The 11,692-nt window shown below is 71.5% G+C and carries 13 protein-coding genes; 11 read left to right on the top strand and 2 right to left on the bottom strand.

Annotated features, from left to right (window positions below; all coding sequences use genetic code 11):
- The first annotated feature begins 7 nt into the window (after positions 1-7).
- The 10 genes from HZZ10_RS14010 (at position 8) to HZZ10_RS13965 (ending at position 9,886) form a co-directional block, all read left to right on the top strand.
- The gene (locus HZZ10_RS14010; RefSeq protein ID WP_056128290.1) at positions 8-514 is read left to right on the top strand and encodes a flagellar basal body-associated FliL family protein; all 507 of its coding nucleotides are present in this window, start codon (positions 8-10) and stop codon (positions 512-514) included.
- A gap of 212 nt (positions 515-726) precedes the next feature.
- A complete protein-coding gene (locus tag HZZ10_RS14005; RefSeq protein WP_056128293.1) occupies positions 727-1,674 on the top strand; it encodes a flagellar motor switch protein FliM in 948 nt (315 codons plus the stop codon).
- Positions 1,671-2,414: a flagellar motor switch protein FliN gene (fliN, locus tag HZZ10_RS14000; protein ID WP_179913976.1), complete on the top strand. Its 744-nt coding sequence runs from the start codon at positions 1,671-1,673 to the stop codon at positions 2,412-2,414. The genes HZZ10_RS14005 and fliN overlap by 4 nt, the downstream gene beginning before the upstream one ends.
- Entirely contained in the window at positions 2,414-3,178 is a 765-nt protein-coding gene (locus HZZ10_RS13995; protein WP_179913975.1) for a flagellar biosynthetic protein FliO, read from the top strand. Before fliN ends, HZZ10_RS13995 begins: the two co-directional genes overlap by 1 nt.
- Positions 3,175-4,104 (top strand): flagellar type III secretion system pore protein FliP, encoded by a 930-nt coding sequence (gene fliP / locus HZZ10_RS13990; protein WP_179913974.1) that lies wholly within the window; start codon positions 3,175-3,177, stop codon positions 4,102-4,104. The genes HZZ10_RS13995 and fliP overlap by 4 nt, the downstream gene beginning before the upstream one ends.
- A 5-nt stretch (positions 4,105-4,109) precedes the next feature.
- Complete coding sequence (gene fliQ, locus HZZ10_RS13985; protein ID WP_056128301.1) at positions 4,110-4,382, top strand: flagellar biosynthesis protein FliQ; 273 nt, start codon at positions 4,110-4,112, stop codon at positions 4,380-4,382.
- A 3-nt stretch (positions 4,383-4,385) separates the two neighbouring features.
- Positions 4,386-5,144, top strand: coding sequence for a flagellar biosynthetic protein FliR (locus HZZ10_RS13980; protein ID WP_056128305.1), 759 nt, complete (start codon positions 4,386-4,388; stop codon positions 5,142-5,144).
- Positions 5,141-6,379, top strand: a complete 1,239-nt coding sequence (locus tag HZZ10_RS13975; protein WP_082543741.1) for an EscU/YscU/HrcU family type III secretion system export apparatus switch protein — start codon at positions 5,141-5,143, stop codon at positions 6,377-6,379. Before HZZ10_RS13980 ends, HZZ10_RS13975 begins: the two co-directional genes overlap by 4 nt.
- Complete coding sequence (locus HZZ10_RS13970) at positions 6,376-8,436, top strand: flagellar biosynthesis protein FlhA (protein ID WP_056128311.1); 2,061 nt, start codon at positions 6,376-6,378, stop codon at positions 8,434-8,436. The genes HZZ10_RS13975 and HZZ10_RS13970 overlap by 4 nt, the downstream gene beginning before the upstream one ends.
- The gene (locus HZZ10_RS13965) at positions 8,414-9,886 is read left to right on the top strand and encodes a hypothetical protein (RefSeq protein ID WP_179913973.1); all 1,473 of its coding nucleotides are present in this window, start codon (positions 8,414-8,416) and stop codon (positions 9,884-9,886) included. Before HZZ10_RS13970 ends, HZZ10_RS13965 begins: the two co-directional genes overlap by 23 nt.
- 81 nt (positions 9,887-9,967) lie before the next feature.
- Here HZZ10_RS13965 and HZZ10_RS13960 read toward each other — a convergent pair whose 3' ends face one another.
- Both HZZ10_RS13960 and csrA read right to left on the bottom strand, forming a co-directional pair.
- The gene (locus HZZ10_RS13960) at positions 9,968-10,327 is read right to left on the bottom strand and encodes a hypothetical protein (RefSeq protein WP_179913972.1); all 360 of its coding nucleotides are present in this window, start codon (positions 10,325-10,327) and stop codon (positions 9,968-9,970) included.
- A gap of 100 nt (positions 10,328-10,427) precedes the next feature.
- Positions 10,428-10,736, bottom strand: a complete 309-nt coding sequence (gene csrA, locus HZZ10_RS13955; RefSeq protein WP_179913971.1) for a carbon storage regulator CsrA — start codon at positions 10,734-10,736, stop codon at positions 10,428-10,430.
- A gap of 183 nt (positions 10,737-10,919) precedes the next feature.
- On the opposite strand from csrA, the gene HZZ10_RS13950 reads away from it, so the two are divergent.
- On the top strand, positions 10,920-11,692 hold a 773-nt coding region (locus HZZ10_RS13950; RefSeq protein ID WP_179913970.1), incomplete at its 3' end, for an Hpt domain-containing protein.

Here is an 11,692-nt window from a genome sequence, read left to right as displayed (position 1 = left end):
GCCCGCCATGCCCATCGAACAGCGCGTGATGAACGCGCCCCAGCGTCCAGGCGCCGCCGCGTCCGGCGGCGGCATCAAGCCGAAGGCCGAGGCTGCTGCCCCCGAGGAGACCCCGAAGAAGAGCAAGAAGAAGCTCTTCGTCATCGTCGGCATCGCCGTCGTGGTCCTCGCTGCGGCTGCCTACTACTTCCTCGTCATGTCGAAGGGCGGCGAGGCCGCAGAGCCCGCCCCCGAGCCTGGCGAGGTCTTCACCGTCGAGGCGATGAGCATCAACCTCGCCGACGGCCACTACCTGCGTCTCGGCTTCGGCCTCCAGCTGACCCTCGAGGCCCACGAGCTCGACGCCGCGAAGGCTCGAGACGCCGCGATCGCCCTCTACTCCGGCAAGTCCGTGGCAGAGGTCACCGACCCCGCGACCCGCGACACGCTCAAGACCGAGCTCGCCGAGTCGCTCGAGCACCTGTACGAGGGCGAGGTGATGGGCGTCTACCTGACGGACTACGTCACCCAGTGAGGTGACCAGTGACCGGCACGGATGCCGGTGAGTCGGGGCGCCATGGAGGGCGCCACACGACCCTCGTGCTTCTCGTGGACGCATCGCGTGCACGACGAGGGGAGGGACGCAGCACCTGCGGTACGGACGCCCACGAGGGGCCCCGGGCCGCAACCTGAGAAGTTCTTTTCACCCGGTGCCTGCTTTTCCTCATACCCGCGCTGGACGAGCCGATGGTGCTCTTCGTGACGGTCCAGGACAAGACGCGCCCCGCTGTGCGCCGACAGCGCCCAGCCCAGCCCGAGGCGTACGACTTCAGACGCCCGATGACGCTCGCCCGCGAGCACGGCCGAGCCTTCGAGATGGCCTTCGAGACCTTCGCCCGCCAGTGGGGCACCCAGCTCACCTCGCGCCTGCGCGTGATGGTCGGCGTGGGGCTCGACGGTGTCGAGATGGTCTCCTACGACGAGTACGTCCGCAGGCTCCCCACCCACACCACGATGGTGCTCTGCAGCATCGAGACCACGCGCTCGACAGCCGTGCTCCAGGTGACCTCGGAGACCTCGATGCTCTGGGTCGACTACGTGCTCGGCGGCCCCGGCCTGATCCGTGAAGAGCTCCCGCGCGAGCTCACCGAGATCGAGACGACGCTCATCACGGACATGCTGTCCGGGGCGCTGGCCGACCTGCGCTACGCCTTCGTGGCTGTCGTCCCGCTCGACGTCCGCGTCAAGGGGATCCAGTACAACCCCCAGTTCGTGCAGGCAGCCCCGGCGTCGGAGGCCGTGATCGTCGCGACCTTCACGCTGACCATCGCGGAGCGCCCCACGACCGCGACGCTCATGATCCCCGCCGACGTGCTGCTCGCCCCGCTGCGTGCGGGAGAGGGCCTGGTCCAGCGCAGCAAGGACGAGATCGCCGAGGCCGCTGACGCGAGCGACCGCCTGCACCGCACCATGAGCACCGTCCCCGTCGACGTGTCCGTGCGGATGCGCCCGGTGACGGTCCACCCGCGCGACGTCGTCAACCTCACGGTCGGCGAGGTCATCCACCTGAACCACCCCGTGTCCCGCCCCCTCGACGTGGTGGTGGACGGCATCGTCCTCGCCCGAGGGGTCGCAGGGAACAACGGACGACAACTCGCCTGCAAGATCGTGGACGCTGAAGGAGAAGACCGATGAACACCGCAGACGCACAGGCTGCCGAGGCCGCAGAGCTGGTCCGGGCCGCCGCCGAGGCGCTCGCGCGCCTCGTCCCCTCCGACGTGCCTCTCGTCGTGAGCCCCTGCGAGCCCGGCACAGGCCCCGGGGCCGACGAGGTCGCCGTGACGGCGTCGCTCGTGGGCACCCGCAGCGCCGACCTCGCCGTGATCGCCAAGACCGCGATCGAAGAGGCGCTCTCGGGCGCCGGCGCGGGTGCGCTCGTGTCGGTCGCCGACGCGCTGCGCCCCGCCCTCGAGGCCGCGGCCTCGACCCTCGGCGAGGGAGTCCTCGGCGAGGCGCAGATCCGCGACGCCGGGACCGCCTTCGGCGCCGAGGACGTGCACGTCTTCGCCCTCGAGGCCGCAGGTGTGGTCCGCGGCTGGTTCGGCCTGCGCCTGCGCGCCGACCAGGACGTGGTCCCGGCAGCCCCCGCCGGCGCAGCCGGTGCGGGCAAGGGTGCCTCGGTCGGCGACAACCTGCGCCTGCTCTACGACGTCGAGATGACGCTCTCCGCCGAGATCGGCCGCGCCAAGCTGCCCGTCCGCCAGGTCCTCGAGCTCGTCCCGGGTGCTGTCATCGAGCTCGACCGCGTCGCCGGCAGCCCGGCCGACCTCATGGTCAACGGGCGCCTCATCGCCCGCGGCGAGGTCGTCGTCATCGACGAGGACTACGGTCTGCGCATCACCGAGATCGTCGACCTCGCCGAGGCCTCCGCCTGATGGACACCGCCGTCCTCGCGCTGCGCACCGTGCTCGCCCTCGTCGTGGTCGTCGGCCTCGTCGTGGTCCTGGGCCGGGTGCTCGACGACCGCGCCGCCGGGCGCACGCAGGACGGCATCGTGTCCCGTCTCCTCTCGCCCTTCAGGGCGCTGCTGCCCGGCCGGACCGCCGCGCCGAAGCAGCGCCGCCGGCCCGCGGCCGTGCTCACTGTCGTCGGCCGCCAGGGCCTGGGGCCCAAGGCGAGCGTCGCTGTCGTCGACGTCGGCGACCAGCGTCTGGTCCTCGGCGTGAGCGAGGCCGGCGTCACGCTCCTCACGTCGATGCAGGCCCCGGCCGTCGAGGCCGAGCCTGTCGAGGTCGTCGAGGCTGTCCCGTCCGCCGCGACGTCCCTCGTGAAGGGCGGCGCCACGCCCGGCACGGCACCTGTCGCCACGTCTGAGACCACGCCTGTCGTCGCGGCCGGCACGCCCGCGCCCACGTCCGACGGGCCTGCGGCCCCTGTCGCCTTCGACGAGGTCTTCGCCGGGATCGTCGCCCAGCAGCCCGAGGGCGCGCAGGGCACCACAGCGCGTCTCGCACCTGTCGCCTCGGACGCGACAGCGACCGAGCCCGTCGCCGCACAGCTCATCGCGACTCAGCCCGTCGCCGCACAGCCCACGGGCACAGCCGCGTCGGTCTCGACCAGCCTCGTCGCCGGTTCTGTCCTGTCTCCTGCGACGTGGCGGCAGGCCGTCAGCGCCGTGCAGTCGCGGACCCGGCGGTGACCGCCGCCGCAGGCCGTCGCTCGCTGCGGCTGCTGGTCCTCGCGCTCCTCGCCCTCGTGCTCACGGTGCTCACCGTCGCCGGTGCGACGCTCACCGCAGGCTCAGCCTCGGCCGCGACGCCCGTGCAGGGTGCGCAGAGCACCGCCGTCCGCTCCGCCGTCGCCACGGTGCTCCCCGCCCAGCCGGGCGACCCGCTGGCCCCCGGTGACCCTGCGGCTCCCGGCGACCCGATCGCCCCGGTCGACCCCGTCGCCCCGGCGCCCGGTGTCGTGACAGTCGACCTCGACGGCACCTCGACGACCCCGAGCAGCTCGATCGTCGTGCTCCTGGGCATCACCCTGCTGTCGGTCGCCCCGTCGCTGCTGCTCATGATGACCAGCTTCACCAAGATCTTCGTGGTGCTCGCGCTGACCCGCAACGCCCTCGGGCTCACCGGCGTCCCGCCGAACCAGGTGCTCGCAGGCCTCGCGCTCTTCCTCTCGCTGTTCATCATGGCGCCGATCATCAGCCAGGTGAACGAGCTCGGCGTGCAGCCCTACGTCAACGGCGGGCTCGACTTCAGCGCCGCCGTCGAGGCCGGATCCGCCCCGCTGCGCGAGTTCATGCTCGGTCAGACCCGTGAGGAGGACATCGCGCTGATGACCCGGGCGGCCGACCAGCCGAACCCGACCGACGCGGCGTCGGTCCCCATGCTCACGCTCATCCCGTCCTTCATGCTCTCCGAGCTCCGGGCCGCCTTCATCATCGGCTTCGTCATCTTCATCCCGTTCCTGGTCATCGACCTCGTGGTCTCGTCCGCCCTGATGTCCATGGGCATGATGATGCTGCCGCCGGTGATGATCTCGCTGCCGTTCAAGATCCTGCTCTTCGTCCTCATCGACGGCTGGGGCATGATCATCACGGCCCTCGTCGGAAGCTACGGGTAGCGGCCATGGACACCTCAGCAGTCCTCGACATCGGCGTGCAGGGCCTCATCATCGCGGCCAAGCTGTGCGCACCGATCCTCATCACCGCCCTCGTCGTCGGTTTTGCGGTCTCCCTCCTGCAGTCGATCACCCAGATCCAGGAGGTCACGCTCAGCTTCGTGCCCAAGGCCATCGCGGTCTCGCTCGCGCTGCTCATCAGCGGCCACTGGATGATTTCCGAGATGGTGTCGTTCACCCACGAGCTCTTCGCCCGCATCCCCGGTCTGCTCGGGGGCTGACCGGTGACCCTCAGCCTCTCCCTCGGCGCGCTCGAGTCGCTCATGCTCGTCGGTGTGCGCATGGTCGCCTTCCTCGTCGTCGCACCGCCCTTCTCGCACCGCGGCATCCCCGCGACCGTGAAGGTCATGCTCGCGACGGGTCTCGCGCTCGCCATCGCACCCCGGGTCGTGACCACAGCGCCCGCGAGCACGGGTGAGTACGTCGTGCTCCTCGTGGGCGAGGCCGTGATCGGGGTCGGACTCGGCTTCCTCGTCGCTGTCGTCTTCGCGGCCGTGCAGTCGGCAGGGTCGCTCATCGACCTCATGGGCGGCTTCTCGCTCGCGCAGGGCTTCGACCCGATGACCCAGGTCAACGGCGCGCAGTTCGCCAGGCTGTACCAGCTCACGGCCGTCGTGATCCTCTTCGTCTCGGACGGCTACCAGATGGTCATCTCCGGACTGGTGCGCACCTTCGACGCGCTCCCGCTCGGTGCGAGCCTCGACCTGTCGAAGCTCGGTGACGCCCTCACGGCGAGCGTCACCGGGATGTTCCTCGCGACCCTGCAGATCGCCGGTCCGCTCGTGGTCGTGCTGTTCCTCGCCGACGTCGGGCTCGGTCTGCTGACCCGGGTGGCCCCGGCGCTCAACGCCTTCGCGCTCGGCTTCCCGCTGAAGATCTTGCTCACGCTCAGCCTCGCCTCGCTCACGTACCTCGCGCTGCCGCGCATCATCGAGAACCTCACCGGACGGTCGCTCGACGCCGTCCTCGGGGTGACCTCGTGAGCGGGGGTGGGGACTCGGGGGAGAAGACCGAGCAGGCGACACCAAAACGGATGAAGCAGAACCGCAAGGACGGTTCGCTCCAGAAGTCCCAGGACCTCAGCTCGTGGCTGGGGATCGGTGCCGCCGCCGTGATGCTCCCGGTCGTCCTCGGCCGCGGCGCCTCCGCAGCGGTCGACCAGCTGAGCGCGGTCCGTGACGTCGTCGCGAACCCTGACCCCCTCGTCGTGGTCGACCTGCTCGGACGCGGGCTCGACTCGATCCTCGACAGCGTCACGCCGATGCTCATCGTCGTGGTGATCGCCGCGATCGTCGCGAACGTCGCCCAGGGCGGGCTGCACATCGCGACCAAGAAGCTCAAGCCGAGGGTCGACCAGTTCAACCTGCTCAAGGGTGTCAAGAACACCTTCGGCGGTCAGGCGCTCTGGCAGGGGGTCAAGGCGCTCACCAAGACCGTCGTGGTCGGCGCCGTGCTGTACATCGCGGTCCAGAACCTCATGCCCGTCCTGCTCACCGCAGGCGGTCTGTCGGTCGGTGCGCTGCTCTCGGCAGCCGGGGGCGGCATCACCTCGCTCCTGTGGAGCGCCGTCGCCGCCGGTCTCGGGCTCGCGGTGCTCGACCTCGTCGTGGTGATGAAGCGGAACCGCAAGAAGACCCGCATGTCCCTCTACGAGGTCAAGCAGGAGAACAAGCAGTCCGAGGGTGACCCGCAGCTCAAGGGCGCCATCCGCTCCAAGCAGATCGCGATGAGCCGCAACCGCATGATCGCCTCGGTCGGCGACGCCGACGTGGTGCTCGTCAACCCGACCCACGTGGCCGTCGCCCTCAAGTACGAGGCGGGGACCGGCGCACCGCGGGTCGTCGCCAAGGGGGCCGGGCACGTCGCGGCCCGCATCCGCGAGGTCGCCGCCGAGAAGAAGGTCCCGATGATCTCCGACGTCCCGCTCGCCCGTGCGCTGCACGGCGCGTGCGAGATCGGCGAGGAGATCCCGGCCGACCTCTACGCGGCCGTCGCCCAGGTGCTCGCCTTCGTCATGGCGCTCAAGCGCCGCGGCGGCAGCACCGACGGGGTCCGCACCATGCCCGGCCCCACGATCCCTGCACCACCTCCCGGCAGCCCACCACCGGCCCGCCGCACCCGGGCGTCGCGCACAGCGCGCCCCGCAGACAGTCCTGACCCGCAGCCCGACACCGACCCCGCACCGGGGACGTCCACCCTCTCGGAGGCCCGAGCATGAAGAACCGTGACCTCGCCAAGCTGGCGGTCCCTGTCGGTGTCGTCGGCATCGTCATGCTGCTGGTCATCCCGCTGCCCGCGATGCTGCTCGACGTGCTCATCGTCGTCAACATCGTCATGTCGCTGGTCATCCTGCTCACCACGATGTACGTGCAGCGGCCGCTCGACTTCTCGGTGTTCCCCTCGCTCATCCTCATCGCGACGCTGTTCAGGCTCGGGCTCAACGTGGCCTCGACCCGCCTCGTGCTCCGCGACGGCTACGCGGGCGAGGTCATCGGTGCCTTCGGCCACTTCGTCGTCGGCGGCTCGCTCATCATCGGCCTCGTCATCTTCCTCATCCTCGTGGTCATCCAGTTCGTGGTCATCACCAACGGTGCCGGCCGTGTGGCCGAGGTCGGCGCCCGCTTCACCCTCGACGCGATGCCCGGCAAGCAGATGGCCATCGACGCCGACCTCAACTCCGGGCTCATCACCGAAGACCAGGCACGCCAGCGCCGCGCCGACGTCGCCGCCGAGGCCGACTTCTACGGTGCGATGGACGGTGGCTCGAAGTTCGTCAAGGGCGACGCGATCGCCGGCATCATCATCACGATCATCAACCTGGTCGGTGGCATCGCGATCGGCCTCATGCAGCGCGGCATGGAGATCGGCGAGGCCGTCGAGACGTACTCGCTGCTGACCATCGGCGACGGCCTCGTCACCCAGATCCCGGCCCTGCTGCTCTCCGTGTCGACCGGCCTCATCGTCACCCGGGCCACCGCCGACTCCGACCTCGGCAGCTCGGCGTCCAAGCAGCTGTCGCAGTCGCGCAACTCGCTGCTCATCGCGGGGAGCGCCGCGATCGCCCTCGCCCTGCTGCCCGGCATGCCCAAGCTGCCCTTCATCCTCGTCGGCGCCGCGCTGCTCCTGGGCGCGCAGCGCATCAAGGCGCGCGACGCCAAGGCCGAGCAGGACGCCAAGCTCGACGCCGCGATCCGGGAGACCGTCGCGCCTGTGGCCGACACCCCCGAGAAGCTCATCGAGGAGATGCGCGTCTCCGCCCTCGAGATCTTGCTCGCCCCGAACCTCGTCGACCTCGTGAGCTCGGGCTCCGACGACGACCTGCTCGCCCGCATCCGCGGACTGCGCCGCAAGGTCGCCCTCGACCTCGGGATCGTCGTCCCGCCGGTCCGCACCCGCGACTCCGTCGAGCTGCCACCGTCCACCTACGTGCTGCGCATCTCGGGTGTCGAGGCCGCGCGCGGCGAGGTGCCGCCCGGCCGTGTGCTGGCCCTCGGCGACGACCTCGGCTCGCTGCCCGGCAGCGAGGTGCACGAGCCCGTCTTCGGTCTCGCCGGCAAGTGGGTGCCCGCCGAGATGCGCTTCGCCGCGGAGATGACGGGAGCAACCGTCGTCGACCGGGTGTCGGTGCTCATCACGCACCTGTCCAACGTCATCGCGAGCAACGCCGACAGGCTGCTCAGCCGCGAGGACGTCCGCGTGCTCACCGAGGGCGTCAAGCAGGTCAACCCCGCCGTCGTCGAAGAGCTCGTGCCCGGGCTGCTGTCCCTCGGCGAGGTGCAGCGCGTGCTGCAGCGCCTGCTCTCCGAGCAGGTGCCGATCCGCGACCTCGGGCGCATCTACGAGGCGCTCACCCTGCGCGCCAAGATCTCGACCGACGCCGAGGGGCTCGTCGAGGCCGCCCGCCTCCAGCTCGCCCCCGCCCTCACCGCCGCGCACACCCACGAGGGCGTGCTGCGCGTCATGACCCTCGAGCCCGTGCTCGAGCAGGCGCTCCTCGAGGGTCTGCGCCCGGGGGAGCAGGGCACGCAGATCCTGCTCGACCCGAACCGGCTCGAGGCCATGCTGCGGTCCTTCGCGGCCGGTCGCGCCGCAGCCGAGAGCCAGGGCGTCGACGTCGTGCTCGTCTGCGCACCGGCCCTGCGGCCCGCGCTGCGCTCGCTCGTGGCCACGCACCACGGCGAGGCCCCCGTGATGTCATACTCCGAGGTCACCGGATCCGGTGTGAAGATCGAGGCTGTGGGGGTTGTCCGCGATGTCGAAGCGATTGCTGCTTGAGGGCACCGACCTCGAGGCGCTCATCGTCCGGGTCCACGGCGAGATCGGCCCGACCGCCAAGGTGGTCAAGGCCGAGCGCGTGCGGACCGGCGGCGTCGCCGGGTTCTTCGCCAAAGAACGCTTCGAGCTGACCGTCGAGGTCCCCGACGAGGTCGCCTACGTCCCGGGGCCGCTCGTCACGCCGGGCAGCCGCGGGCCTGTCGGCTCCGCAGGCGGCGGGTCTGCGGGTGGCGGGTCTGTGGGCACTGTGCCCGGGTCTGCCGCCCGGTGGAGCGGCGGTGACGACGCGGCCCGCCGCGCGGAGGTCGACGCGGGCACCGCCGAGGTGCAGCCCGTGGGGATCGACGCGCTCCTCGCCGCCGCCGACGCCGCCGACAGGCACGGCGCCCCGCGCGGGGAGAGCGCGGACGACGAGATCGCCCCCGTCTCGACCGAGCAGGACACCTTCGCCTCGATCCTCGACTCGGTGCGCCAGCTCGCCTCCGAGACCCGCCAGGCCGACGAGGCCGCGGCCGCCGCGGCGGCCTCCGCCACCGCCGGACCTGCCACGGGGCTCGGCGCTGCCGCGGCAGCCTCGGGTGGCACCGCAGCTGCCGGGGCTGCTGCCTTCGGGGCTGCAGCGACGGGCGGTCCGGTCTCGGCAGCGCCGACGCCCCCGGTCGCCCCACCGCTCGGCCAGACCTCGGCCCGGCGCAGCAACCCCTGGGCCCGCAAGACCACCCCGTCAGGCCCGACCCCGGTCGTGCTCGACAAAGAGGTGCGACCCGCCGAGTTCGTCGTCGTGCGCACCACGGGTGCGAGCATCCCCGAGCTGCTCCAGGTCGGCGTCCCGCGCCGGCTGCTCTCCGAGCTGCCGGCAGGGCAGGGGACGTACCCCCTGTCGCAGGTCCTCTCGAAGGTCCCGCGCGCACCCGCCGTCGTCCGCGAGCCCGCCTCGGTCGTCGTGGTCGCCGGGCAGGGTGAGCAGGTGGTCGAGGCCGCGCGGCTCATCGCCCGACGCATCGGCGTGCCCGACTCCGGCATCGCCCTCGCCGGGAGGCTCGACCCGCAGACCGGCTACGGGCCGTGGGTCATCACCGGCATGTCCGCGCGCAGGCTCCGCGCGGCGACCGTCGAGTCCGAGGCGCCGCTCGTGGTCGCCCTCGGCGTCGGGGCCGACGCCTCCGACTGGACCATCGCGTCGTCGCTCGTCGCGTCCTTCGACCCGGACCAGGTGTGGGCCGTCGTCGAGGCCGACCGCAGCCTCGCCGACGCCCGCCGCTGGATGACGGCCGTCGGCCAGCACCGGCCCTTCGACGCGCTCGCGGCCCGCAACGTCTCGTCGACCTCGCAGCCCGCGGCGATCCTCGAGCTCGGTGTGCCTGTCGGTCTGCTCGACGGCTTCGCGGCCTCGGCCCTCGTCTGGGCGGCCCTGCTCGACGAGCACCTCGACGACCCCGCCTGGGACTGAGCGACGGGACTACCTGACGTCGCTCAGGTGGTCGCCGCTAGGCCGATACGCGCCAGACGCTCGTGGAAGGGACGCACCGGGCTAGATGCTCAGGGCCCGCAGGCCCAGGGTGCGCAGGCGCGGGAAGTGCGCGGTCCAGGTCTCGCGGCACCTGTGTGGCAGCACGAGGTCTGGCCACAGCCTTTCGAGCGTGGCTCGGTCCAGGAGGCGTCGGTGGTCGTCGGCCGAACCGGCGCGGACGACCGCTGAGTACAACGCGATCAGGTCGCTGGCGTCCGCGAGGTGATAGGTGGGGTCCTGGCTGGTGTCGATGTGCGGCCCCACGCGGACGATGCCGGACGTCGGTCCTTGCAGCTCGGAGAGATCGTCCGGGGTGTCATAGGGGACGTGGTCGGCGAACCTGTACCCGCGGGGCACCGCGCCCTTGTCGTCGGCGATCATGAGACCTCTTCTCCTGGCTGTCAGTCCAGCCTAGCGAAGGTCCGCCGGGGGACGGTTCTTCCTGGCGCGAGGCTGTGCAGCGAGGAGGGTGGCGCGCCGGTCAGGCGGGGGAGGGGCCCTCGTCCGGGGTCGTCTCGGGGGTGCTGGCGTCGGGTGCCTGCGCCGACTGCCCCGACTGTGTGGCCTGGGTGACCAGGGCGATGAGCGCGGCCTGGGCGTCGTCGTCGGCTGAGACGGCGGCGAGGTTGCTGGCCTGGACGGCCTCGACGACCTCGGCGCGGTTGACGCGCATCGAGCGGGGGGCGTCGATCCCGATCCGCACACCGTCTCCGCGGGTGTCGATGATCGTGATGACGATGTCGTCGCCGATGAGGAGCTTCTCTCCGACTCGTCGACTCAGCACCAGCATGCGACGACCCTACCCCAGCGTCTTCGGCGCGGCGCGACGGTCCTGCGGGACACGCCAGCGACGCACGAGCACGGAGTCACCCGGTGCCTCATGTGACAAAACCTCATACCCGGTGGGCTGCGACCGATCTGCAGGGAGTGACGGGTAGGTCTACCCGTCCGTGAGTCGGAGGGAGTGCGATCAGTGGACGACATTGACGACATCGTTCGGGAGTTCCTGATCGAGAGCTACGAGAACCTGGACCAGCTGGACCAGGACCTGGTCGCGCTGGAGAGCGCCCCGGGGTCGCGTGAGCTGCTCTCGAGCGTCTTCCGCACGATCCACACCATCAAGGGCACCAGCGGGTTCCTCGCCTTCGGCGACCTCGAGAGGGTCGCGCACGTCGGGGAGAGCCTCCTCGTCGAGCTGCGTGACGGACGCCGCCTCATGGACCAGCACACGACAGACGTGCTGCTGCGCATGGTCGACACCATCCGCGACCTGCTCGGTCGGATCGAGTCGACGGGTGGCGAGGCCGGCATCGAGGTCGACGGCGTGATCGCCGTGATCCAGCGCGCCCTCGACGGCGAGGACGAGGCAGCGGCCGAGGTCGCACCCGAGCCCGCCGCAGAGGCAGCACCGGAGCCCGCCGCCGAGCCCACCCCGGCCGAGCCCACGCTCGCGCAGATCGGTCAGCCGACCGCAGAGGACCTCGCCGCAGCAGCCGCTGCTGAGGCTGCACCTCTCGCCGCAGCCGCTGCAGCCGCCGCCGCTCAGGACGCGACCGACGCCGTGCGCGCCGCGACCGACGCAGACCAGGGCGACCGCGCCGTCGCCGCCGCGATGTCGGCTGCTGCCGTCACCGCCGCTGTCGTCGCCGCGTCTCCGTCTGCACCGCCCGCGCAGGCACCTGCACCCGCTTCGGCACCCGCACAGGTCGCCGCACCCGCACCGGCGGCCCCGGCCCCCGCCCCCGC

The organism is Sanguibacter inulinus (assembly GCF_013415325.1).
GTDB lineage: Bacteria > Actinomycetota > Actinomycetes > Actinomycetales > Cellulomonadaceae > Sanguibacter > Sanguibacter inulinus.
The sequence above is the reverse complement of the archived record's forward strand: the minus strand, read 5'-3'. Positions and strand labels throughout refer to the sequence as shown.